Annotated in this window: 21 protein-coding genes; 6 read left to right on the top strand and 15 right to left on the bottom strand. The window is 70.5% G+C overall.

The features are described 5' to 3' along the window. The first annotated feature begins 93 nt into the window (after positions 1-93). Positions 94-966 (top strand): esterase/lipase family protein, encoded by an 873-nt coding sequence (locus ACFY1E_RS15520; protein WP_389075848.1) that lies wholly within the window; start codon positions 94-96, stop codon positions 964-966. Between the two features lie 61 nt (positions 967-1,027). Here ACFY1E_RS15520 and ACFY1E_RS15515 read toward each other — a convergent pair whose 3' ends face one another. After that, on the bottom strand, positions 1,028-2,014 hold the full coding sequence (locus ACFY1E_RS15515; protein ID WP_389075846.1) for a lytic polysaccharide monooxygenase: 987 nt from the start codon (positions 2,012-2,014) through the stop codon (positions 1,028-1,030). Between the two features lie 181 nt (positions 2,015-2,195). Here ACFY1E_RS15515 and ACFY1E_RS15510 point away from each other — a divergent pair, with 181 nt between their 5' ends. Continuing rightward, the gene (locus ACFY1E_RS15510; protein ID WP_389075844.1) at positions 2,196-2,645 is read left to right on the top strand and encodes a GNAT family N-acetyltransferase; all 450 of its coding nucleotides are present in this window, start codon (positions 2,196-2,198) and stop codon (positions 2,643-2,645) included. 27 nt (positions 2,646-2,672) lie between these two features. On the opposite strand, the gene ACFY1E_RS15505 is transcribed toward ACFY1E_RS15510, so the two are convergent. Beyond that, on the bottom strand, positions 2,673-2,807 hold the full coding sequence (locus ACFY1E_RS15505; protein WP_389075842.1) for a hypothetical protein: 135 nt from the start codon (positions 2,805-2,807) through the stop codon (positions 2,673-2,675). 139 nt (positions 2,808-2,946) lie between these two features. Here ACFY1E_RS15505 and ACFY1E_RS15500 point away from each other — a divergent pair, with 139 nt between their 5' ends. After that, positions 2,947-3,561 carry a class I SAM-dependent methyltransferase gene (locus ACFY1E_RS15500; RefSeq protein WP_389075840.1) on the top strand — a complete coding sequence of 205 codons (615 nt, stop codon included), beginning with the start codon at positions 2,947-2,949 and terminating at the stop codon, positions 3,559-3,561. Between the two features lie 4 nt (positions 3,562-3,565). Here the strand turns inward: ACFY1E_RS15500 and ACFY1E_RS15495 are convergent, their stop codons facing one another. Both ACFY1E_RS15495 and ACFY1E_RS15490 read right to left on the bottom strand, forming a co-directional pair. Then, positions 3,566-4,066, bottom strand: a complete 501-nt coding sequence (locus ACFY1E_RS15495) for a DUF402 domain-containing protein (RefSeq protein ID WP_389075838.1) — start codon at positions 4,064-4,066, stop codon at positions 3,566-3,568. Next, the gene (locus tag ACFY1E_RS15490) at positions 4,047-4,979 is read right to left on the bottom strand and encodes a GNAT family N-acetyltransferase (RefSeq protein ID WP_389075835.1); all 933 of its coding nucleotides are present in this window, start codon (positions 4,977-4,979) and stop codon (positions 4,047-4,049) included. The genes ACFY1E_RS15495 and ACFY1E_RS15490 overlap by 20 nt, the downstream gene beginning before the upstream one ends. A gap of 71 nt (positions 4,980-5,050) precedes the next feature. On the opposite strand from ACFY1E_RS15490, the gene ACFY1E_RS15485 reads away from it, so the two are divergent. Beyond that, positions 5,051-5,419, top strand: coding sequence for a GntR family transcriptional regulator (locus tag ACFY1E_RS15485; RefSeq protein ID WP_389075833.1), 369 nt, complete (start codon positions 5,051-5,053; stop codon positions 5,417-5,419). 159 nt (positions 5,420-5,578) lie between these two features. On the opposite strand, the gene ACFY1E_RS15480 is transcribed toward ACFY1E_RS15485, so the two are convergent. Then, positions 5,579-6,349: a DUF72 domain-containing protein gene (locus ACFY1E_RS15480; RefSeq protein ID WP_389075830.1), complete on the bottom strand. Its 771-nt coding sequence runs from the start codon at positions 6,347-6,349 to the stop codon at positions 5,579-5,581. Between the two features lie 23 nt (positions 6,350-6,372). Continuing rightward, positions 6,373-7,467 (bottom strand): DUF5925 domain-containing protein, encoded by a 1,095-nt coding sequence (locus tag ACFY1E_RS15475; RefSeq protein ID WP_351465743.1) that lies wholly within the window; start codon positions 7,465-7,467, stop codon positions 6,373-6,375. A 119-nt stretch (positions 7,468-7,586) separates the two neighbouring features. On the opposite strand from ACFY1E_RS15475, the gene ACFY1E_RS15470 reads away from it, so the two are divergent. Beyond that, a complete protein-coding gene (locus ACFY1E_RS15470; RefSeq protein ID WP_389075829.1) occupies positions 7,587-9,008 on the top strand; it encodes a xylan 1,4-beta-xylosidase in 1,422 nt (473 codons plus the stop codon). Between the two features lie 12 nt (positions 9,009-9,020). On the opposite strand, the gene ACFY1E_RS15465 is transcribed toward ACFY1E_RS15470, so the two are convergent. From ACFY1E_RS15465 to ACFY1E_RS15440, 6 genes are all read right to left on the bottom strand, one after another. Further along, positions 9,021-12,890, bottom strand: coding sequence for a lipopolysaccharide biosynthesis protein (locus tag ACFY1E_RS15465; RefSeq protein ID WP_389075827.1), 3,870 nt, complete (start codon positions 12,888-12,890; stop codon positions 9,021-9,023). Beyond that, the gene (locus ACFY1E_RS15460) at positions 12,883-13,683 is read right to left on the bottom strand and encodes a polysaccharide deacetylase family protein (protein ID WP_389075824.1); all 801 of its coding nucleotides are present in this window, start codon (positions 13,681-13,683) and stop codon (positions 12,883-12,885) included. Before ACFY1E_RS15460 ends, ACFY1E_RS15465 begins: the two co-directional genes overlap by 8 nt. Further along, on the bottom strand, positions 13,680-14,675 hold the full coding sequence (locus ACFY1E_RS15455; protein ID WP_389075821.1) for a glycosyltransferase family 2 protein: 996 nt from the start codon (positions 14,673-14,675) through the stop codon (positions 13,680-13,682). Before ACFY1E_RS15455 ends, ACFY1E_RS15460 begins: the two co-directional genes overlap by 4 nt. Next, the gene (locus ACFY1E_RS15450; protein WP_389075819.1) at positions 14,672-15,508 is read right to left on the bottom strand and encodes a glycosyltransferase family 2 protein; all 837 of its coding nucleotides are present in this window, start codon (positions 15,506-15,508) and stop codon (positions 14,672-14,674) included. The genes ACFY1E_RS15455 and ACFY1E_RS15450 overlap by 4 nt, the downstream gene beginning before the upstream one ends. Before the next feature lie 346 nt (positions 15,509-15,854). After that, the gene (locus tag ACFY1E_RS15445) at positions 15,855-16,358 is read right to left on the bottom strand and encodes a hypothetical protein (protein ID WP_389075816.1); all 504 of its coding nucleotides are present in this window, start codon (positions 16,356-16,358) and stop codon (positions 15,855-15,857) included. Positions 16,359-16,473: 115 nt separating this feature from the next. Further along, the gene (locus ACFY1E_RS15440; protein ID WP_389075814.1) at positions 16,474-17,682 is read right to left on the bottom strand and encodes a S8 family peptidase; all 1,209 of its coding nucleotides are present in this window, start codon (positions 17,680-17,682) and stop codon (positions 16,474-16,476) included. 314 nt (positions 17,683-17,996) lie between these two features. On the opposite strand from ACFY1E_RS15440, the gene ACFY1E_RS15435 reads away from it, so the two are divergent. Continuing rightward, a complete protein-coding gene (locus tag ACFY1E_RS15435; protein WP_389075811.1) occupies positions 17,997-18,803 on the top strand; it encodes an SGNH/GDSL hydrolase family protein in 807 nt (268 codons plus the stop codon). Here the strand turns inward: ACFY1E_RS15435 and ACFY1E_RS15430 are convergent, their stop codons facing one another. The 3 genes from ACFY1E_RS15430 to ACFY1E_RS15420 form a co-directional block, all read right to left on the bottom strand. Beyond that, positions 18,804-20,408, bottom strand: a complete 1,605-nt coding sequence (locus tag ACFY1E_RS15430) for a protein kinase (protein ID WP_389075808.1) — start codon at positions 20,406-20,408, stop codon at positions 18,804-18,806. Between the two features lie 63 nt (positions 20,409-20,471). After that, the gene (locus ACFY1E_RS15425; protein WP_389075806.1) at positions 20,472-22,232 is read right to left on the bottom strand and encodes a sulfite exporter TauE/SafE family protein; all 1,761 of its coding nucleotides are present in this window, start codon (positions 22,230-22,232) and stop codon (positions 20,472-20,474) included. Continuing rightward, positions 22,229-23,710 carry a tetratricopeptide repeat protein gene (locus ACFY1E_RS15420; protein ID WP_389075803.1) on the bottom strand — a complete coding sequence of 494 codons (1,482 nt, stop codon included), beginning with the start codon at positions 23,708-23,710 and terminating at the stop codon, positions 22,229-22,231. The genes ACFY1E_RS15425 and ACFY1E_RS15420 overlap by 4 nt, the downstream gene beginning before the upstream one ends. Between the last annotated feature and the right edge of the window lie 60 nt (positions 23,711-23,770).

The raw sequence follows: 23,770 nt of genomic DNA, 5'->3' as shown, positions 1-23,770 counted from the left end.
CCCGTAACTTGACGAGTGAACAGCATCCTTCGTGATCCGGATCACAGGGCGTAAGGCCATCGCAACTCCCTTGAGCCGCAAGGAGATCACACGATGCTGCCCTGGAAACGAGTGCTCAGACCCCTGACCGCGCTGCTCCTGACCGCCGCGGTCGTCACCGTCCCCGCCGCCACCGCCGCCCACGCCGCCGACACGGCCGCGACCTCGTCGAGCGGCTGGAACGACTACTCCTGCAAGCCGTCCGCCGCCCATCCCCGGCCCGTCGTCCTGGTGCACGGCACCCTCGCCAACTCCGTCGACAACTGGCTGGCCCTCGCCCCGTATCTGGAGGACCGCGGCTACTGCGTCTTCTCCTTCGACTACGGTCAGCTGTCGGGCGTCCCCGTTTTCTACGGCCTCGCCCCCATCGACAAGTCGGCGGAGCAGCTGTCCGCCTACGTCGACAAGGTGCTCGCCGCGACCGGTGCCGCCAAGGTCGACCTCGTCGGCCACTCGCAGGGCGGCATGATGCCCCGCTACTACCTCAAGTTCCTCGGCGGAGCCGCCAAGGTGAACGCCCTCGTCGGCATCGCGCCCGACAACCACGGCACCGACCTCGACGGGTTCACCAAGCTGCTGCCGTACTTCCCCGGCGCCGCGGACCTCATCTCCGCCTCGACACCCGGGCTGGCCGACCAGATCGTCGGATCCGCCTTCCTCACCAAGCTCAACGCCGGCGGAGACACCGTTCCCGGCGTCCACTACACCGTCCTCGCCACCAAGTACGACGAGGTGGTCACCCCGTACAGCAGTCAGTTCCTGAGCGGTCCCGACGTGCACAACGTGCTGCTGCAGAACCTGTGCGCCCTCGACCTCTCCGAGCACGCCCTGATCGGGCTGACCGACCGGATCGCCTTCCACGAGGTGGCGGGCGCCCTCGACCCGGCGCACGCCACCGCCACCACCTGTGCGTCGGCGCTGAGCTGACGCACTTCTCGGGGCCTGTCCGACCTGAGCCGCCGGACAGGCCCCGCGCTCTTCGGGCCGGTCAGCGGCCGTGCCGTCCGCCGTCGCCGGTCGTGCGGCGGCGGACCGAGGAGACCGAGAGGAACAGCGCCGCCGCACCGAGCGCCAGGGCGGCCGCGCCACCGATGGCGAGGTACGAGGTGCTGTCGTCGGCGCCCGTCTCGGCGAGGTTCTCCGACGTCCCGGCCGCCTTGGGCCCGTTGGCCGCGGCGGTCGACGGATTCCCGGCGGTGCTCGCGTCGGCGGCACCGTGACCGCGGTGCTCGACCGTCGACTTGTCGGCACCCGCCTCGATCTGCTGGTCGGAGGGGGCGGAGGCGGTCGGCGCCGCGGACGAGCTGCTCTTCGTACCACTGCCGCCGGTGTGACCGCCGCCGAAGCTCACGTCGGAGCAGGAGTAGAACGCCTCCGGGCTGTCCGAGCGCTGCCAGATCGCATACAGGAGCTGCTTGCCGGAGCGCTCGGGGAGCGTGCCGGAGAAGGTGTAGAAGCCGCCCGAGGGGACCGGGTCGGTGGCCGTCGCCACCGGGTGGTCGAGGTCCAGGTCGGACCAGGCCAGTGGGTGTGCCGGGTCGTAGCCGGCCTTGGTGAGGTACACCTTGAAGGTGCCCTTGTGCGGGGCGGTCACGCGGTACTTGAAGGTGTACGGACCCGGGCTCACCCTCGTCGCAGGCCAGTCGGCGCGGGCCAGGTCGAGCCCCTTGAACTCCTCGTTGTTCGCGCTGCACAGCCTGCCGTCCGGGATCAGCGTCCGGTGCCGCCCGTCCGCGTCGCCGATCCGGATGCCGTTCCAGTCGTAGAGCGCCTGGGTGCCGCCTGCCGCGACCGCCGCCCTGCACGCGTCCGACTTCGGGCTCTCCGGGCCCTCCGCGTAGCACTGCGCGACCCGGCTGACCGGGTCACCCATGGTGCCGTGCGCGGACGCCGGGGCCGCGGCGAGGACGGTCAGGGCGAGCGGGGCGACGCCGAGGGCGGTGAGAGCGGCGACCTCGCGGCGGCGTGCGGGCATGCGGAATCTCCTCGGAACGGTCCTGGTGCGTGGGGCGGATCGCGGGGGTGAATCCCGTGGGGCGCGATCAGAAGCTAGTCCCAAGGAACCGTGAAATCGCCTGCTGGAGGCGGGTGGTGGAGATCCTTATGGTGCCGTTAAGGGAGTGCTCAGCCTGGGATCAGGTAATAGCGTGCGCGGCATGACCGACGAGGAGATCCGGGCGGCCGTCGCCGCCGACGTACCGGCCGTGAAGGCCGTGACCGACGCCGCCTATCACCACTACATCGAGCGCATCGGGGTGGTGCCGCAGCCCATGGAGGCGGACCACGCGGCGAACGTGGCCGCGGGGAAGGTGTTCGTGACGGGAGACCCGGTGATCGGCCTGGTCGTGCTCGAGGAGCACGACGACCATCTGTACCTCGACAACATCGCCGTCCACCCCGAGACGCACGGCAGGGGCGTGGGGCGACGGCTGCTGCAGTTCGTGGACGCACGCGCGCGTGCGCTCGGACTGCCCGAGGTCAGGCTCTACACCAACGCGATGATGTGGGAGAACCAGAAGATCTATCCGAAGTTCGGCTATGAGGTCGTCGAGCGGCGGGTGGACGGCCCCTACGACCGCATCCACTACCGCAAGCGGCTGGATTGACTTGACTGACGGGCTGGACCGGCTGTTTCAGCCGTCCGGCCACCACGTTCGTGCGATGTCCTTGCGGACCTCCGGGCGCCCGGAGGTCCGCTCGTCGGCCTCCTCGCGGACCTTGCGGGAGTCCGTCTTCCTCAGGGGCTTCTGCACGGTGGTGCGGCGCATGGCTGCCTCCTTCAGGTTCCACCGGGTTCCGCGTTTTCACGGAGGTAGACCCTTTCGGGGAGAGTGACTCATCGGTCGGGGTCTGTCTGTGGTGGCTGTCACGAATCGACTGTCAGTGGCGGGTGTCACTCTTGGACGCATGACCAACGACAATGACGCGCTGAGCTGGGCGGCTGTGGACTGGGACGCGGAGGCCGCCTCCTTCGACGAAGAACCGGATCACGGTCTGCGCGACCCGCGGGTGCGTGACGCCTGGGCCGAGCGGCTCGGCTCCTGGCTGCCGGAGCGCCCGAGCGACGTCCTCGACCTCGGCTGTGGAACCGGCAGCCTGTCGCTCCTCGCATCCGAGCAGGGACACCATGTGACCGGGGTGGACAGCTCCCCCGCGATGGTCGGCCTCGCGAGAGCCAAGCTGGCCGGTCGTGACGCGGCGTTCCTGGTCGGTGACGCGGCGGCGCCTCCGGTGGGGGAGCAGCGCTTCGACGTCGTACTCGTACGGCATCTGCTGTGGGCGTTGCCCGAGCCCGGCCGGGTCCTGCGGCACTGGCGGGAGCTGGTGCGCCCCGGAGGCCGGCTGGTGCTGGTCGAGGGCGTGTGGGGGACGGTCACGCCGGTCGGCATACCGGCCGATGTGCTCACCGGCCTCCTGGCGCCGCTCGCCGCCGAGGTGCGGCTGGAGCGGCTGTCCCAGGATGCGCAGCTGGGGGGGAAGGAGGTGACGGACGAGCGGTACGCGGTGGTGGCGCTGGTGTGAGCCCTCAGGCCAGGAGCGCGTCGAAGCCGCCCTCGCGGGCCAGCGACTCCAGCTCGTCCAGGGCGGCGACGGCGGCGGCCGCGGCCTCCGGGTCCGTCGCCGCCAGGCCGCTCTCGGCGAACTCGTCCTCGTCCAGGCGGAGTACGTCCCTGCCGTCGGCGGAGTGCCACAGGTCCAGGTCGAGGTCCTCGACGACCAGTTCGGTGCCGGAGAGCGTGGCCGGGCGGGTGACGTCGCAGTACCAGCCCTTCAGCGTGCCCTCGAGGTCGCGGACCTCCTTCACGGCGTACCAGCGGTCGCGCCAGTAGTACTCCGTGAAGACGTCGCCCTTCTCGAAGCGGACGAAGCCGAAGTCACGGACGCCGTCGCCCGCCCAGGGCGCACGGACGACCACGCGCGTACCGTCGTCGTCGAGCAGCTCCGCCGCGTAACGGATCTTCGTCCGGCCCGCCTTGACCAGGACGACGTCCAACTGCCGTGTCATGTCAGGCGAGTTCGCGGACATACCGCACCTCCGATGCGCAGATCTCGTAACCGAACCATTTGTTGATCGCGAGCATGGGCTCGTTCCCGGTGTCGTTGCCCGTGAGCGCCACCGAGTATCCGGCGGCGCGGGCGCGGTGCAGGGAGTCGTTCTTGGCGAGCTTGGCCAGGCCGCGGCCGCGGTAAGGGCGGGCGGTGCCCGTCATGGCGGTGGCGTAGCGGCCGGTGGCAGCGTCCGTCCAGGCCGAGCTGAAGGCGGCCGGGTGGCCCTCGACGAGCGCGATCGTGGTCAGCTCCTGGTCGAGCAGCGGGTGCTTCCAGATCTCCTCGACCCAGGTCTCGTAGTCGGTGAGCTCGGCGTCGACATCGCTCGGTTCGTCCGAGGTGGTCAACGCGTCCAGCTCGAACAGCGGGCGCGGATCGTCGGCGAAGTCGGCCGCGGAGCGCAGCTCGACGCCTGGCGGCGGCGACTGGAGCGGCGGGAGCGTCCCGCCGGTCAGGTCGAGGCGGAGGAAGTGGGCGGAGCGGCTGGCGCGGTAGCCGTGCCGTTCGGCGAACGCCCGGTTGGCGGGCTCGTCCAGGACCCAGGCGAACAGCTTGGTCGCGCCGTGCTCGGCCAGGTGCTGCTCGGCCGCGCGGACCAGAAGGCTGCCGGCGCCGCGGCGGGTGCGGTCCGGGTGCACATAGATGTTGAGCATGCCCTGGCCCGGCTCCGGGCTGTCGTACGCCAGTTGCACCTGGGCGGTGCCGACGACCTCGCCGTCCTCCTCCGCGACCAGGGAGCGGAAGCGGGCGTCGGGGTGGGTGTGGGCGAGACGGTGGACGATGGCGTCCGGGGTCCACAGGATGTGCGGGAGGGCCAGATGGCGGACATGGGCGAAACCCTCGACGTCGGCCCGGTCGTCGGAGCGTAGATCGCGCACGGTCACTGTCATTGGGCGCACGCTACGGGGAAGGCGCATCCGGGTGCCTCTCATTTTCGGGCCGGTGCGGGACAATCGGCAGCGTGACCTTGAAGATCCACATTGACGACAGTGCCGCGCCGTACGAGCAGGTGCGGGCGCAGATCTCCGAGCAGGCGCGGTCGGGGGTGCTGCCGGTGGGGTACCGGCTGCCGACCGTGCGGGGCCTGGCCGAGTCGCTCGGGCTCGCGGCGAACACCGTCGCCAAGGCGTACCGGGCGCTGGAGAGCGACGGGGTGATCGAGACGCGGGGGCGCAACGGTACGTTCGTCGCTGCCGCGGGCTCGGCGGCGGAGCGGGAGTTGGCCCTGGCGGCCCAGGCTTATGTGGAGCGGGCTCGGCGGCTGGCGGTGGGGGAGGAGGCGGCGCTGGCTGCCGTGCGGGATGCCCTGCGGGCGGCTTACGAGGGGTGAGCTGTGCCCTGCGGGCGGCTGAGCGGTTCGCGGGGTGCCGCAATGGGCCGTCGATCGGCTGCGGGTCCGTCGTGGCTTGTCGCGCAGTTCCCCGCGCCCCTTTGGGGCGCTGCCGGCGCCGTTCGCTGCATCCGCTCCGTTCCGCCGGACAGGCTCTGGTCAGCGCCGGGTCGCCAGTTCCGGGGTGCGTGTCACCGTGAGCCCGGCCCTGGTCGCTGCCCGGCTGAAAGTCACCGCGTCCTTCACCGCCGCCCCTCCGGGGTCGTTGTTGAAGTAGGCGTACACGTCCCGGCGGTCGGACCAGGTGGTGGCGATGCGGTCCACCCAGGTTTCCAGGGAGCGGCGGCCGTAGTGCGGCCATGGGTGGGCGCGGCCCTGGTGGAAGCGGACGTAGCCCCAGTCGGTCGTACGCCACAGCGGGGTGGCGGGGCGGGCCTGGACGTCGGCCCAGCACAGGGCCGCGCCACGGGACTCCAGGACCTTCCGGGCCTCCTTCGTCCACCAGGAGTCGTGACGCGGTTCGACCGCGACGCGGGTCGACGAGGGGAAGCAGGCCAGGCATGCGTCCAGCAGACCCGCGTCGGCCTTCAGCGTCGGTGGGAGTTGCAGGAGCACCGGGCCCAGACGGTCGCCCAGGCCCGTCGCGTGGCTCATCAGGCGGTGGACCGGTTCCTCGGGGTCCTTGAGGCGCTTGATGTGGGTGAGGTAGCGGCTCGCCTTCACCGCCACCACGAAGTCACGCGGCACACGCTCTCGCCACGCCTCGAAGTTCTCCCGCGTCGGGAGCCGGTAGAAGGCGTTGTTGATCTCCACCGTGGCGAAGTGCTCCGTGTACTCCTCCAGCCACAGCCGCATGGGCACGTCGGCGGGGTAGAAGACCTCCCGCCAGTCCTTGTACTGCCACCCCGACGTTCCGACGAACAGGGTCATACGTCCATCAAAACACCGGTGGCCTAGAGATACAGCCCGGCGTCCGCCCCGTCCCGCGGTTCCGGCAGGGCGGTCGGCGAGGTGCCCCGGCGCAGTGCGTACAGCTCGGCCAGGGTCGCGCCCTCGCGGCCCACGCCCTCCTCCGTACCCAGCCAGTTCACCGCCTCCGCACGCGTCAGCTGCCCCACCTCGATGCGGGCCAGACAGCGGCCGGGGCGGACCACGGCGGGGTGCAGGCGCTCCAGGTCCTCGTTGGTCGTCACGCCCACCAGCACGTTGCGGCCCTGCCCGAGCAGGCCGTCGGTCAGGTTCAGCAGCCGCGACAGGGCCTGGCCCGCCGTGTGCTTGGCCTCGCCGCGGATCAGCTCGTCGCAGTCCTCCAGGAGCAGCAGCCGCCAGCGGCCCTTGCCCGTCCCGTCCTCCTCGCCGATCGCGATGTCCATCAGATAGCCGACGTCGGAGAACAGACGCTCCGGGTCGAGCACGCAGTCCACCTGGCACCAGTCCCGCCAGGAACGGGCCAGCGTGCGCAGGGCCGAGGTCTTGCCGGTGCCCGGCGGGCCGTGCAGCAGGAGCAGCCGGCCCGCGATGTCCTCCGGGGTCGTCCTCATCAGTCGGTCCATCGCGTCCGCCACCGGCGCCGTGTAGTTCTCCCGCACCTCGTCCCAGGTGCCCGCGGAGATCTGCCGGGTGGTGCGGTGCGGGCCGCGCCTCGGGGAGACGTACCAGAAGCCCATCGTCACGTTCTCCGGCTGGGGTTCGGGCTCGTCCGCCGCGCCCTCCGTCGCCTGGTCGAGGACCTTCTGCGCCAGCTCGGCGCTGGTCGCCGTCACGGTGACGTCGGCGCCGCGGTTCCAGCGGGAGATCAGCAGCGTCCAGCCCTCGCCCTCCGCCAGCGTGGCGCTGCGGTCGTCGTCACGGGCCATGCGCAGCACCCGGGCACCCGGCGGCAGGAGCGTCGCCCCGGAGCGGACGCGGTCGATGTTCGCCGCATGCGAGTACGGCTGCTCGCCCGTCGCGAAGCGGCCGAGGAACAGCGCGTCGACGACGTCGGACGGCGAGTCGCTGTCGTCGACGTTGAGCCGGATCGGCAGAGCGTCGTATGGGTTCGCAGACATGCCGCCCATGATCCGGCACGGGGGCGCTCCGTGCACTGGATTTCCCCCGCTCTGTCCCGGGTGTCTGTTTGCTACAACCTCTGCCATACCTGGCATTCCGCCGGTTACTGTTGCCCTCGATGGGACGTCATGAGTGGAACTCGGGGGCACGACGGTGGCGGCTCACCGCGCTGCTCGGCGTGGGTGTGGCCGCACTGGCTCTGATCGTGACCCTGATCAACACGCTGCCGGGGAACGGCGCCGGCACCGCGGGCACCTCGCGCAACGGCGACACGGTGCACGGCACCCCGGTCACCCGGCCCGACCAGGACAGACCCGAGGTCGGCTGGGGCTTCACGCACACCCAGTACAGCGCCGACGAGGGCAGCTCCGCCGCCACCGAGCGGGTCGAGGGACTGATCTCGGACGCCGGGGGCATGCCGCAGGACCAGGCGATCATGGGCTGGGGCGCGGACAACCCCGAGCCGGTGAAGGGCCGTTACGACTTCGATGCGATGGACCGCCGTATCGACTTCATCCGCAAGTCCGGCGGCACCCCGGTGGTCACCCTGTGCTGCTCCCCGGACTGGATGAAGGGCGGCAAGGCCGGCGTCGACAACACGAACTGGAGCCAGTCCGCGCTGGAGACCGCCCCGCGGCCCGAGCACTACGCGGACTTCGCCGCGCTCGCCGCGACCGTCGCCAAGCGCTATCCGGACGTACGCCACTTCATCGTCTGGAACGAGTTCAAGGGCTTCTGGAACGATGCCAAGGGCCGCTGGGACTACGAGGGTTACACCAGGCTCTACAACCTGGTCTACAAGGCCCTGAAGAAGGTCGACAAGGACATCATGGTCGGCGGGCCGTACCTGGTCATGGACAGTGTCGACCCGCGCGCGGACGAGGCCTCGAAGACCTTCAAGGGTCCGTGGGGCGCCATGGACCAGCGCGTCCTCGACGCCTTCGACCACTGGAACAAGAACAAGGCCGGCGCGGACTTCGTCGTCGTCGACGGCTCCAGCTACACCAACGACGACGAGATGCTGCCGAACGAGTTCGCGGCGACCGACAAGTTCACCGCCGTCGGCAGGTGGGTGCGGCAGCGGACCGGCAACCTCCCGCTGTGGTGGTCCGAGTACTACGTCGAGCCCGCCGACGGCAACGAAGACCGCAGGGGCTGGTCCGAGACCCGCCGCGTCGCCGTCCAGGCCGCCGGAATGATCGCCATGGTCAGGGGCGGCGCCTCCTCCGGCTTCTACTGGAACCCGGAGGACGAGAAGGGCGGCGACTGCGCGGGCTGCATGTGGACGCCGACCGACAGCGCGGACGGCGGCAGGAAGCTGCCCATGTTCGACCTCGTCTCCCGCTTCCACCGGGCCTTCCCGCCCGGCACGAAGTACACGACCGTCTCCGTCGCCGCGGACGACGTGCCCAACGTCCGCGTCCTCGCCACCGACAAGACCGTCCTGGTCGTCAACACCCTCGACCGGTCGATCAGCGCGCAGGTCGACGGGAAGCGGTTCGAGATGCAGGCGTACGAGGTGCGGTGGCTCACGCGCTGAGCCACCGCACGGTCACTTCATCGTCAGGAACCGCTGCACCAGCGAGGCCAGCAGCACCGCCAGCAGCGGCAGCGAGAACCAGAAGCTGCTCTGCAGCCACCGCAGCTGCCTTACGCCCGGCCGCACCGCGACCCGCACCACCTCGCGCGCCGTCAGCAGCACGATCAGCGCAAGGGCGGCCAGGGCGCCGACGACCGACCACGGCGTCCAGGTGATCATCGGTCCGATAGGACCCGGATTCGGCTTCGCCACCTTGCCCTCGGGCTGCTTCCTGAGGGCGTAGACGGTGGCGTCGTCGTTGACGTACACCTTCTTCAGCTCGGGCCGCTGGTCCAGGTTCTGGATCAGCCGGGGCTCCCAGGTGTCCGAGTAGCCCACGTCCATCTCGAGATACGTCGTCTGGCTCTCGTTGACCATCAGATACGAGTTCGGGCCCGCGTCCTTGAGCGCCTTGACCAGGCCCGACACCAGCACCGGGTCGGCGGGTGCCAGGGTGGGCACGTAGTTGACCCGCTCCATGTCCTTCGCGCCCCACGGCATCGCCGGCGTCACGTCGTTGACCGTGTCGTTGCTCAGCCACAGCAGACGCACGGTCGGCTTGTCGTGGGCGTACACGTAGTCCATGGCGGCGACCTCGCCGGGCCGGACCCGTTCGAACGGCTCGTTGCCCCAGCGGGCCACCAGGAAGCCGCCCATGAGGACCAGGCCGGCCATCAGCGCGGCCAGCGGGGCGAGGCTCACGCGGTCCTTGTCGCGTTCCTCGGCGGTGACGCCGGTGCGCGGGAACAGGGCGAGGCCGCCGAGGAGGGCCGCGCCCGGCACCGCGAACATGAAGACGCGCAGGGCCATCTCGCCGCCGTAGGACTGCATGCCGAAGCCCAGGAACGGCACGAAGGTCAGCACCAGCAGCGAGCGCTCGCGGTACTTGTGGTCGCGCCGCCGCCACCAGCCCCAGCAGGCGAACGCCATCACGGCGCCGGCCAGCAGCACCCGCGCGTACAGGACGAGCTTGTGGGTCGAGTCGCCGCCCTGGATACGGCCGGAGACCGAGGTGGAGACATTGCTGCCGACGCCGCCGACCCCGCCGAACAGCTCGTCGAAGTGGCCGGACCAGTACGGCTCGGCCATGAAGCCGATCCACACCGCCACCACCACGGCGAACAGGATGGGCAGGCCGCGCAGTTCGGACCTGCCGATCAGGACCAGCACCGCGAGCACACCCAGCATCACGAACGGGGTGAGCTGGTGGGCCGGGACGCTCGCCATGAACAGGCCGATCAGCACACCGAGCAGGACGGCCTTCTGGCGCCGGTTCACCGGCTCGACCTCTGCCTCGCCCGGCCGCTTCTTCGTCCAGATCACCCGCGGCTCACGGAACCAGACCAGCAGGATGGCGACGAACGCGAGGTAGAGGAGGTAGGTGAAGCCCTGCGGGGAGAAGTAGTCCTGGCCCACCCAGCTGCTGAGCACGAAGATCCAGATGCCGGTCCACTTGGCGCGCCAGCTCGCCCGCAGCGAGCGCACGAGCAGGAACATCGGGGCCAGATACAGGAGCTGGATGGTCAGCGGCCACCAGCGGATGAGCTCGGTGAGGTCGGTGACCCCGCAGGCCTTCGTGACGAACGCGGCCACCGCGAAGAAGCCCGGCCAGCTCCAGCGCGCGTCCAGGTCCGGTACGGCGGACCCGGTGCGGTCGATGTAGTCGAGGAACCCGAGGTGCTGCCAGGCCGTCGGGAAGCGCGGCTCGGTCTCGATCACCGCGGGCAGCGCATGCAGCGACACCACAGTCGCCACCAGGGTGACCAGCAGCAGCGCCTTGTGCTCACGGCCCAGCCACAGCAGCGAGGCGAACACCGCGACCAGCAGCGCCGCCCCGATCAACGTCGGCAGTGGCAGCACCGAGACCAGGGCGAGCCCGCCCATGCGGTCCAGGTCGGCCTCGCCCAGGCGCAGCGCGGGCACCCAGTACAGCAGCAGCGCGGCCACCAGCAGACAGCCGAAGACGACTCCGAGGCGGGTGGGCCGCAACCGCTCCCGCCAGGAGAGCGGCGGCGGTTCGGCCCCTCCTACGGGCGCCTCTTCCGGTACGAGCGATGCCTCCGCCTCTCGTACGGCCTTCTCGCCCGCGTCGAAGCCCCTGTCGAGGTCTCGGCCGAGGCCCCGGTCGAATCCCGCGGCGAAGCCGGGCTCGAACTCGGTCTCGAAAGGCGCGTCCACCTCCGTCTCGGCCGGTCCCAGGGAGGCTTCGGAACCCGGTTCGCGCTCTTCGACGGGCAGACCGACCTCCGGGTTCTTCGCCCAGGTCGGCCGGGGGTCGACGCGTGCGACGGGTGTGCCGGTGGGCGGGGTGCCCGGGCCCGGGCGGACGTCGGGACGGCGTTCGAGGTGGTCGAAGTCGACGTGGATGCCGAGGGCGAGGGTGTCCGTGTCGAGCGCCCAGGCGGGACCCCGTCTGCGGGGCCTCTCGGCGGCCGGGGCCTCGCTCGCCCCCAGGTCGGCGAGGTCGCCGTCGGGTGCCGTGTCCTCGGGGACGGCGTCGGCCGGCGCGGCCCGGACGGTCCGGTACAGCTTGGGCGCGGCGATGGCGACGATCACCGCGAGCGAGGAGATCTCGGCGACGCCCGCGCCGGTCAGCCCCATGCGGGGGAGCAGCAGCAGCGTCAGACCGAGCACCAGGACGCACAACAGGCCCTGCAGCCAGGCCAGTCCGGCGGTGCGGCTCTGCGCGCGCAGCACCGCGAAGTACGTCTCCATGACGACCCTGAGCAGCGCGCCGACCGCGAACCAGCGCAGCAGCGGCGTCGCCGCGTCCGCGTAGCCCTGGCCGAAGACACCGAGGATCCACGGTGCGCCGAGGAACAGCAGCCCGCAGATCGGCAGCATGATCCGCGCCATCCGCCTGAGCGCCGCCCGGGTGTTCGCGGACAGCCGGCCCGGGTCGTGCGAGCCCTCGACGGTCAGTGAGGCGCCCATGTTGATGGCGAGCAGATTGACCGTGCCGCCGATCGTCGTGGTGATGTAGAAGTACGCGTTGTCCTCGGAGCTGACCTGCGAGGCGATGATCACCGGGATCAGATAGACCACGGCGAGCGAGAACAGCGAGCCGGTGTAGTCGCCCGCCAGGAACCTGCCGATCTCCTTCAGCGTCGGCGGTTTCGCATGGTCGGCCGTGGTCTCGATGTGCCGGGGGACCAGCCGCCGGAACACCAGCAGGCCGAGCGGCACCACGGAGGTGGCGATCGCCAGCACCCAGGAGACGAACACACCGGTCGTGGGCATGCTGGCGGCGAGTCCGACCAGCAGCGCCAGCTTCACCGCCGAGAACACCGTGTTGCCGACCGGCACCCACGGCGCACTCCGCAGCCCGGTCAGCACCCCGTCCTGCAGCGTCAGCAGGTTCCAGGAGGCCACGGCCATGATGAACCCGAGGCCCTTGATCGGCCCGTGCAGGAAGTGGTACGACGGCCCCCAGGTGCTGAGGGTCAGCAGGAAGATCCCCGCCGCGAACGACACGACCACACAACTCGCCGCGTACGTACGGAAGATGAGGCGTCCGGTGGCGCGCCCGGCGACCGGGATGAAGCGGGCCAGAGCGCCCGTCAGCGTCACCGCAGTCAGCCCGGCCAGCAGCTTCATCGCGGCGATCGCGGCCGAACCCTGGCCCACCGCGGACTCGGAGTAGTAGCGGGCGGCGATCAGCCAGTAGCCCAGCCCCAGCACCGCGGAGATGCCGGTGTTCAGCATCAGGGCGTAGGCGTTGCGGAAGAGTGGGCTGCCGCCCTTGGACCTGCCCAGCCCGGGCAGTCGAAGACGGCGCCCCGACTGCTCGGGCGCCTCGGTCGCGGGCTGCTTCGCCTTGGTCGTCGTGGTCGTGTCAGACACGGGAACGGATGGCCTTCCGGCGGACCTGTCGTGCTCTGCGGACCAGGGCGTACCCCTTGGTGAGGGCACGGTCCCCGGCGAAGGTGCGGGCGATCGAACGGCCCTCGACCAGCCGCTCGAACTCCTCGATGCCCGTGCTGCGGCGCACGGTCACACGCTGCAGGGCGTACGGCCCCTGCCGGCGGCGCGCGAGGCCGTTGCCGACGGCGAGCGCCTGGGCGTACCCCGTCTCGCGGACCGCCTCGCGCACCCGGCGGCTGGAGTAGCCGTAGGGGTAGGCGAAGGAGACCGGGGCGGTGCCCAGTTCGTCGGCGACGATCTCCTTGCAGTGGATCAGCTCGTGCCGCAGCGCGTCGTCGTCGAGCTGGTCCAGTTGCGGGTGGGTGTGGCTGTGCCCGCCGATCTCGACGTCCTCGGCGGCCAGTTCGCGCACCTGCTCCCAGTCCAGCATCGTGTCGAGGCCGCCCCCGGTGTCGTGCGCGCCCTTGATCCAGCCGGTGGAGACGAACAGCGTGGCCGCGAAGCCGTGCTTGGCGAGCACCGGCAGCGCGTACCGGTGCACGCCCTCGTAGCCGTCGTCGAAGGTGATCAGCACCGGACGCGGCGGCAGCGAGCGACCGGAGCGCCAACTCGCCGCCAGTCCAGCTGTGTTGACCGGGGTCAGCCCCAGGTCGCCGATCATCGCCATCTGTTCGGCGAACGCCTCGGGCGCCACCGACAGCGTGCGTGTGGCGTCGTTCGGCGCGGACGCGACCGAGTGGTACATGAGAACCGGTACGGGCGCTTCGCTCATTGAGATCCCCCCTCGATCCCGACCACGGAGAACGTGGCACCGCCCTTGCGGGCCCGGACGCTCCCCACCACGTACCCACCCGCCGCCGTCAGCACCCCGGCGACGATCGCACCCGCCCGTCCCGCACCGCCCGGCCGGGCCAGCACGGCGTCGCGCAGACCCCGCACCACACCGGCCGGAAGCACCCGCGTGGTGTACCGGCGCTCGGACTCAAGTCCCTTGTCGGCCCCCACACTTCGCGCCACCAGCGCCTTGGACAGGCCCTCGGCGTACGCGCGCGTGCGGAAGTACCCGAAGTGCTCGCGCGCCTCGGGCACCCGGTGATGGATCACCGCACGGTCGTCGATCAGCAGGATCGCGTCCGGTCGGGCGCGGGTCAGGCGGATGCACAGCTCCGTCTCCTCGCAGCCCAGCGGGCGCTTGTCGCCGTCCCGCCCGATACCGGTGGCGAAGCCGCCCGCCGCGTCGAAGGCCGTGCGACGGAACGAGGCGTTGCCGCCCAGGACGTTGCGCACCTGCACCAGGCCTGGCGGCAGCCCCTTGTACGTACAGCCCACCACCCAGTCGAACTCCTCCGGGAACCAGGCAGGGCGGCGGCCCGAGGCCCAGATCGGCATCGTACGGCCGCCGACGGCCATCACCCGCGGATCCGCGTACCCCTCGGCGAAACGCCGCAGCCACTCCCGCTCGGCCACGGCGTCGTCGTCGAGGAACGCGATCACCTCGCCCCGCGCGGCTGCGATACCGGTGTTGCGGCCGGCGGACAGGCCGCGGGGGCCCGCGTTGGCGAGCACGCGGACCTCACCGGTCTCCTCGTGGTCCTTGTACTCCTTGGCGAGCCGGTCCAGCAGGGCCGGATTGTGGTCGACGACCAGCAGGGTCTCCAGCGCGGGCCGGGACTGCGCGCGCACCGAGGAGACCGCCGCGAGGATGTCCTCCCAGCGGTCCTCGGTGTAGACGCAGATCACGACGGAGATGTCGAGACCGCTCAAGACACCTCTCCCCGCACCGAGTCGAGCCGATCCGAGTCGAGCATCGGCGAGTGGCGTTCCTGACTGCGCAGCTCACGCCGGTTCGACCGCTCCTTGAGGATCACCTTGAGCACCCGGAACCCGTCCCGCACGGCCCGCAGATTGCTCGCGCCATGGATGCGCAGGTACTCGTAGCTCGGGATCTCCTGCACCTTGAGCCCCGCCTTGACCACCCGGATGTTGATCAGGGTCTCGATCTCGAAGCCCGTGCAGTCCAGGGAGATCTTGTCCAGGCAGTGCCGCCAGAACGCGTTGTAGCCGTAGCACAGGTCGGTGTAGCGGGCGCCGAACTTGCGGTTGACGATGGTGCACAGCGCCCAGTTGCCGAGCTTGCGGATGAACGTCATGTCGTCGGTGCCACCGCCGTTGGCGAAGCGGGACCCCTTGGCGAAGTCCGCGCCGGAGACCAGGGCGGACACGTACGACACGATCTCGTTGCCGTCGGCCGAGCCGTCCGCGTCGACCATCACGATGATGTCGCCGGTGCATGCTTCGAAGCCCGTGATCAGGGCATCCCCCTTGCCCTTGCCCTGCTGCTCGACGACCTTGACGTCCGGCCACAGGCCGCGGGCCACTTCGACGGTGTCGTCCGTGGAATTGCCGTCCACCAGAACGACTTCGTGTATCCAGTCCGGAAGTGTCTTGAACACGTACGGGAGATTCTCCGCCTCGTTCATGGCGGGAATCACCACACTCACCGGCGGCGCGATGGCCAGGTGAGAGGAGATCGGCCGGTATCGGCCGGCGAGTGACGGACCTTGGTCCGTGGCAGCCGACCGCAGAACAGAACTCATGAGTCTGGTCCCTCTCGTCCGGTGGACCGCCCGCCCCTGGGCGGCCCGGTTATGTGTCCGGTTCGAAAGGGGGGTTTCACGCCTGTGGCAATGACGAAATGGATCTCCGTGCACGCCGACGGCGAGCTGGCAAAGCTGCCCGTCTGCCGTGGAACGGCAGACGGTCGCGCGGCACGACCCGGTCACAAGTGCGGTCACCGAGCACGGCACCCCCCTACCGCGCCCCACGCCGGGAACCATCGCGGTCCTGAGCCCTCCCCTGGGCCGCTTGATGATGGACCGATGCGGGTGAGATGTACGACGGTATTGACGATTGAACCCGTATGGCAAGACCTGGAACGAGGCCTCACCTTTTTGTTGGTTTGACCGTTACACAACTCAGAAGAATGAGGAAACTGATCACGGTCATTGCGATGATTCCGCCGCGCACCGACCACCGGTGAACGGCCAACATGCCTTGTGCCACCAGCATGTTGAGAACGATTGCGCCCGCGACGGCGGCAAGTGTGCGGCCGAAGGGCTCCAGTCCGCGCAGCGCGGCCCCGATGGCCGTGGCGGGCGCGGCAAGCAGAAAGAACAGGGTGAGCGGCCCGCGCAGCGGCGAGCCCGAGTCGGCCAGCGCCAGCAGCGCGCCGAATCCCCCGACGGCCGTCGCGGCGCCCGCGAGCAGTGGCGACAGGTCCCTCCCCGGTCCTGGTCGCCTCCGCTCGGCGCCGTCCGTCGACGATCTGCCGTCTGCCGAAGACCTGTTGGTGAGTCTCTTGATACGGATGGTCTGCATTGGCGACTTTGCCCCCCAGCGCGCCGGATGCCGGGCTTCAATGTCGCGCAGCGTCAGAGGGGGCGTCAAGAGACGGAACCCTCCCGCGCCTGTTCTCGTCCAGCTCTGAACATGTGTTCCCCGGAGGTGCCGACTGCCTCCGGGGAACCGTTGGTTCAGGCCGGGCGTGTCCCTCTCGCCGGCGCTACGGCACGACCTTCAGGAGCTTGTTCGGCGAGCCGGAGCCCGCGCTGGTGACCACGCCGGAGGTGGCACCGTTCACCAGGGCCGTGGCGACCTGGGCCGGGGTGGCCGAGGTGTGGCCCGCGAGGTAGACCGCCGCGGCGCCCGCGACGTGCGGGGTGGCCATCGACGTACCGGAGATGGTGTTGGTCGCGGTGTCGCTGGTGTTCCAGCCCGCCGTGATGGAGGAGCCGGGCGCGAAGATGTCCAGGACCGAGCCGTAGTTGGAGTAGCTGGCCCTGGCGTCCGAACTGGTGGTCGCGCCGACCGTGATCGCGGTGGAGACCCGGGCCGGGGAGTACGAGGAGGCGTTGGCGGAGCTGTTGCCCGCCGCGACGGCATAAGTCACGCCGCTGGATATGGAGTTGGCGACCGCCGTGTCCAGCGAGGAGGAGGCGGAACCGCCCAGCGACATGTTGGCGACGGCCGGCGTGGTGTGGTTCTCGGTGACCCACTCGATGCCGTCGATGACGCCCGCGGTGGTGCCGGAACCGCTGTTGTCGAGCACCCGCACGGCCACGATCTTCGCCTTCTTGGCGACGCCGTAGGTCGACCCGGCGATGGTCGTGGCCACATGGGTTCCGTGGCCGTTGCCGTCGGAGGCGGTGGTGTCTCCGTCGACCGCGTCGTAGCCGTAGGAGGCCCGGCCGCTGATCTGGCTGTGGGTGATGCGGACGCCAGTGTCGATGACGTACACGGTGACGCCGCTGCCCGCGCTGTCCGGGTAGGTGTAGGTGCCGGAGAGCGGGAGCGCGGTCTGGTCGATGCGGTCCAGGCCCCAAGGGGCGCTGGACTGCGTGGTGTCGGTCAGCCGGACGCGTTGGTTCTGCTCGACGGAGGCCACCGACGGGTCGGCCGCGAGTCTCTTCGCCTCGGTCGCCGAGAGGGTGGCCGTGTAGCCGTTGAGCACGGTGTCGAAGGTCTTCCTGACCGTGCCTCCGTACTCCTTGATCAGGCCCTTGCCCGCGCTGGAGGCCGCCTTGAGGCCGGCGCTCTTCTTCAGCGTGACGATGTAGCTGTCCTTGACCGCGGTGGGGGAGCCGGCGGCCAGGACCCTGCCCTCGGCGGGGGCGGCCTGGGCGGGGAGGGTGGTGAGTCCGCCGACCAGGGCGGCGGTCGCCAGGCCGGTGACGGCGGCGAACCGGAGCTTGTTGCTACGCAGTTGTGCCATTACGAGGGAGTCCTCCTCCAGGCGGCGCGCGCCCGGGTCGGGCGCACGACTGTGGGGGGTGCGCGCGAGGTCGCGCGCACAGCCCGGAACGTCGCGTTCCCGTCCCAAGCCGAAGTAAAGAATGGGTCATCCGCCGGTGTGGAACAAGGGTTTGAGGAGTCGTCAACAAAGCTGTCATGGGCACGTAATCAAACATGCCGTGAAGCGACGGTGACGACCCGTCGGGGGCGGAAAAGTCTTGACATGAACACTTCCCATCGACACGTGTCATTGGTACGACGGTTACGGCAGAGATCCTGCTAAAGGGAGGTTCCATGAGACGTTCCCGAATTGCCGTTTTCGTGAGCTCGATCCTCCTCGCCGTCGGCACGGCCCTCACCGGGGCCACGGCGGCGCAGGCGTCCGGGCAGGCCGCAGCCACCGGCTATGTGGCCCTCGGCGACTCCTACTCCTCCGGCGTCGGCACCGGCAGCTACATCAGCGCCGCCGGCGACTGCAAGCGCAGCACCAAGGCCTACCCCTACCTCTGGGCCGCCGCCCACTCACCCTCGACGTTCGACTTCACCGCTTGCTCCGGCGCCCGTACGGGTGATGTTCTGTCAGGTCAGCTGGGCCCGCTCAGCGCCGCCACCGGCCTGGTCTCCATCACCATCGGCGGCAACGACGCAGGCTTCTCCGACGTCATGACGACGTGTGTGCTCCAGTCCGACAGCGCCTGTCTCTCCCGGATCAACACCGCGAAGGCGTACGTCGACTCGACGCTCCCCGGACAGCTGGACAACGTCTACTCGGCGATCACCGCCAAGGCCCCGAACGCCCACGTCGTCGTCCTCGGCTACCCCCGCTTCTACAAGCTCGGCACCACCTGCCTCGGCCTCTCCGAGACCAAGCGGAAAGCCATCAACGACGCGGCCGACTACCTGGACACCGCCACCGCCAAGGTCGCCGCCGACCACGGCTTCACCTTCGGCGACGTCCGCACCACCTTCACCGGCCACGAGATCTGCTCCGGCAGCTCCTGGCTGCACAGCGTCGAGTGGTTCAACATCGGCGAGTCCTACCACCCCACCGCGGCCGGCCAGTCCGGCGGCTATCTGCCGGTCCTGACCAGCGCGGCCTGATCACCCGGAGGGTGACGGCGAAGTACTGGAGGAGGCCCCGCCCGTCGGGGTCTCCGACACACAGGTCACCGAGAACGGAACCGACTCGGACGTCGCCTGCTTCGGCGAGCGCACCTCGACACTGATGGAGTTCCGGAAGGTCCCGGTGTTGTTGTACGTCGTCACGAACGCCCTGTCCTGCTTGGTCTTTCCGCCGCCCTGAGGGAAGGACAGGGTCTTCCATCCCGGATCCATGATCTGGCCGTCCTTCGACAGCCAGCGGTAACTGACCTCCGCCGGCAGCTTCCCGACCGTGAAGGTCGCGGTGAATTCGGGCGCGTCGCTCCGGGCGGGCGGACAAGTGCCGGAGTAGTCGGTGTGGGAGCCGGACAGGGTGACGCTCACCGTCTGCGGGGCCGCCGTGGAGGCGCTGCTGCTCGGGCTCGGCGTCGGACTCGCGCCTCCACCCGGGTTGCTGTGCGTGGCGGTCGACGGAGTCGCGGTGTCCGAACGGGGGGTGTCGGCATTGTTGTCCCCGCCGCCGTGGTCGCGGTTCAGCAGCGCGTACGTCAGCCCCGCGATGGCCAGTGCGAGGACGAGCACCCCGGCGAGCAGGACCACGCCGGCCCGGCGGTTGCGCTCAGGCGGCGGTGTGGCCGTCGCCGTCGTCGAGGGGCTCGGCGGCGGTTGCGTGTATCCGGCCGGATACGGCATCGGAGGCGTCGGCGACGGCCGCTGCGGGAACGCCGCGACCGTCGGGGCGAACGGAGACACCGGCGCGCCGTACGCATGGGGCGTGCCGCCCGCAGCGATGATCCGCAGCTCCTGCTCGGCCCGGTCGGCGGGCAGCCGCTCGGCCGGGTCCTTGCGCAACAGCCCCTCGATCACGGGGGTCAGCGGACCGGCCCGGTGCGGCGGCGGCAGTTCCTCGTCGACGATCGCGCGCAGGGTGCTGAGCGGGGTGTCCTGGCGGAACGGGGAGTTGCCCTCGACCGCCGCGTAGAGCAGCACGCCGAGCGACCACAGGTCGGACTCCGGGCCGGGTGTGCGGCCCAGCGCCCGCTCCGGCGCCAGGAACTCCGGCGAGCCGATCACCTCCCCGGTCATCGTCAGCGCCGAACTGCCCTCGACCTGTGCGATACCGAAGTCGGTGAGCACCACCCGGTCGTCGTTCGACAGCAGCACATTGGCGGGCTTCACGTCCCGGTGCAGCACCCCGGCCTCGTGCGCAGCCCGCAGCGCGGCGAGCACCTCGGCACCGATGTGCGCGGCACGCTGCGGATCCAACGGGCCCTCGGCGTCCAGGAGTTCGGCAAGGGAGATACCGCGGACCAGCTCCATGACGATCCACGGGCGGCCGTCCTGCGTCGCCACGTCGTACACCGTGACGACGTTGCGGTTGGCGACCCGCGCGGCCGCCCACGCCTCGCGCTCCAGCCGGGCGTACATCCGCTCCACGTCCGACGCCGGCAGCCCGGCGGGCGCACGTACCTCCTTGACGGCGACCTCGCGGTGCAGCACCTCGTCCCGGGCGCGCCACACGGTTCCCATGCCGCCCTCGCCGAGGGGGGACAGGAGACGGTAGCGGCTCGCGATCAGACGTTCACTGCCCGATTCTTCGGACACGGGCGTCCCCCATTCGCATCCGCGTGTTTTCTCCACTCCGTGCGTTTTCTCCACAAACGTAGCTCAGCCGAGTGCGGATGCGGCCCCCTTGAGCACCAGTCCCACCCCAAGAGCCACGACGAGGAACGCCGAGCCCAGGGGCGCGGTCCTGCGGACGAGGGACGCCATCGGGTGGGTGGTCCAGCGGGGGCGCCTGTCCAGCACACGGTTCATGCCGGTACCCAGCTTGACGACGGCGAACCCCGCCGCGGTCAGGGTGAGGGCGAGCCCGACGCCGTACGCGACGACCAGCAGCAGCCCGAACCAGGCCTGACCGAGCGCCGCCGCGCCGACGAGCACGACGACCGCGGAGGGACTGGGCACGAGGCCACCGGCGAAGCCCAGCAGGATCGTGCCGCGCAGGGTGGGGGCGACGGAGTGGGTGTGGGTGAAGCCGCCGTGGGTGTGCTCGACGGTGTGTGAGTGGGGGTGGGGGTGTGTGTGGTCGGAGTGGTGGCTGTGGTCGTGACCGTGGCTGTGAGGGTGGTCATGGTCGTGGTCGTGGTCGTGGTCGTGGTCATGGCCATGGTCGTGATCGTGATCGTGTGTGTGGCCCGGGGAGTGCGTGGGGGTGTGGGCTTCGGCTGTGGTCGAGGCAGCTTCGGTGTGGGCGGCGACCAGGACCAGGGCGCGTTCCTCGGGCTCGGCGGTCTCGTGCGAGTGCGTATGGCCGCCGGGGTCGTGCGGGTGCGGGTGCGGGTGCGGGTGGTCGTGGTCATGCGTGTGCCCGTGGTCGTGGGTGTGTCCGGGGCCGCGGTTGCGCCAGGCTCGGCGTACGAGGGTTGCGCCCGCGCAGGTCACCATGACGCCGCTCGCGATGCCCAGCCAGGTGATCACCGAGGGGGCCGCCGCCGAGCCGGCCGTGACCAGGAGGCCGAGGGCGACCACGCCCAGGGTGTGGGTGACCGTGACCGAGGCGGCCAGGGGCATGACGTCCTTGAGGCGGGCGCGGCCGCCGCGGGCGGCTGCCGTCGCGGCCATCAGGGTCTTGCCGTGACCCGGGGCGAGCGCGTGCATCGCGCCGAGGACCACCGCGATGAGCAGTGAGAGCGCGGCGAAGCCGAAGGTGAGGTGGTGGCGGGCGACCAGGTTGTTGAGGGCCTGTGTCCAGCGGTCGGCGCCGCGCGGCAGCACGGAGGCGGCGGGGGCGTTCTGCCGCTCCTCGACCAGGGCCGGTCCGCCGGGGCGCACGCGCAGGGAGGCGGTCGAGGTGTCGGCGGGGGAGGAGAGCAACTCCTTCGGGTAGCTGGTGAGTTCATGGGAGACCGACGTCCTGGGTACGTCCGTCGCGGTGAGCGTCATCCGGTCCCCGCGCGCGGTGATCTCCCGCCAGCCGGGTCCGGAAGTGGCGCCCTCGCTGTGGAAGCCGAGGGTCACGGTGTGGCCCTCGGGGAGCGGCGCGGTCAGCCGGCACTCCACCCGGATGGTGTTCAGCCCCGCCTGTCCGGGCCGCAGCTGCGCCTTGCTGCTGCCGACGGCCAGGGTGGCGGCCTGTCCGTCGACGGTGACCTTGCTGCCCTCGGCCGCCTTCGCGCACCGCTCCTTCGCCCACTCGCTCATGCCGAGCCGCTTGATGTCGGGCTTGGCCTGGGTGGCCGGGATCTCGGCGAGGTCTTCCACGTGGTCGACGCGGAGCTTGCCGGGCGCGGCGACCAGGCCGTCGTAGCGGTTGACGGTGAAGTTGCCGAGGGGGTGCGCGCTCGCGCCGGTGGAAGGTACCAGCGCGAGCGCGCAGGCCGCCGTGAGGACGGCCCCGGTGGAGGCGAGCAATCGACGCGGGTTCACTTCGCCGCCTCCAGGTCTGCGAGTGCCTTGCGTGCTTCACGGGCGCCCAGCGGTGAGAAGCCGGGGTTGAGGTCCAACGCGGCCTTCAGGGAGTCACGGGCGTCCTTGGTGTGGCCGGTGGCGCGTTCGATCATGCCCCGGTGGTAGAGGAACGAGGCGTTGCGGTAGCCGGTGGCCGTCGCCTGCCGGGCGTACGGGAGGGCCTCGGTGTCCTTGCCGTTGACGTGCAGGGCCCAGGCCAGGGCGTCCGCGGTGTGCACGGTGTGGCGGCGGGCCCACTCGGCACGGGCGGCGCGCAGGGCCGCGGCCTTGTCGCCGTGGTCGGCCGCCGCGAGGGCGGTGTCGAGGTCGGCGTTGACGCCGTTGGCGCGGGCGAGCGCGATCCAGGCGTCGACGAGGGCGTACTGGTCGCGGGCCTTCGCCTCGTCGCCGGCGGCGCCGCGGTCCTCGTACATCTCGCCGAGTTCCACGAGGGGTTGGGGCAGCGGGTAGCGGGCGACGAGCTGTTCCATGTCCCTGAGCCCGATCGCCTTGTCGCCGCTCGCGTACTCGGCACGGGCGCGGCCCTCCAGCGCCGGTAGGTAGTTGTCGTCGGCGGCGAGGGCGCGGGCGTAGTAGCTCACGGCGGTCTTGTAGTCGCCCTGGTTCCAGGCGAGTTGGCCGAGCTGGAAGGCGACGTAGGAGATGTCGCCCTTGGTGCTCGCGGTGCCGAGGACCTGCTCCAGGACCCGGCGGGCCGTCTTCACGTCCCCGCGCAGCTCGTGCACATACGCGTAGCGGGTGAAGACGGGGATGCCCGGGCGCCGCGAGTCCGCGGTGTCGGCCGCCTTCGACGCGTCGGCGTAGCGGCCGAGTTCGACGAGGGCGTCGATACGGGAGGAGAGGGCGCTTTGGCTGTAGGGGTTCTCCTTCAGCACCTGGTCGGCGTACTTCAGGGCGTCCTTGAAGTCGTGCCGGGCCGCGGCGAGGGCCGCCTGACCGGTGATGGCCTGCTCGTTGCCGGGCTTCACGGCGAGGGAGCGCTTCAGCGCCTTGTCGGCCTGCGGGTATCGAGAGGGGTCACCCTTGGTACGGGCCTGCTCGACATACGCCAGCCCAAGACCCGCCCAGCTCCCGAAGTCCCTTGGCTGGGCCTTGAGATGGGCCTGCAGGGAGAGGATGCTCGCGTCGATGTCCCCGCTGTTCAGCAACGCCGGGGACAGCGCACTGGGCGCGGCAGAGACGGCCGTGGTGTTCCCGTCCCGGATGGCGCCGTAGGCAATGGACCCACCGGTCAGCGCAACGGCCAACAGGGCGGCGATTCCGGTCAGTTGACCGATGTGCCAACGCCGTCCGGCGGCAGCGACGCGACGCACGGCGGCGACTCGCTCGTCGGTGGAGGCCGTGGGCGCGCCCAGTCCGGACGAGCCCGCAGACGAGTCACGGTCCTCCGTGGCGCTCTCCGCGAAGCCTTCGTTGTCGTCAGTGTCCGGGGCCATGCCCTCTCCTCGTCGGTGTATGGGCCGAAGCCCGCGGACCGGGCGGTGCCGCTCCGAAGA

Origin of the sequence: Streptomyces sp. NPDC001604 (assembly GCF_042893475.1) — a bacterium.
GTDB lineage: Bacteria > Actinomycetota > Actinomycetes > Streptomycetales > Streptomycetaceae > Streptomyces.
Note: the sequence above shows the minus strand (reverse complement) of the source record. Positions and strands in the feature narration are given on the sequence as shown.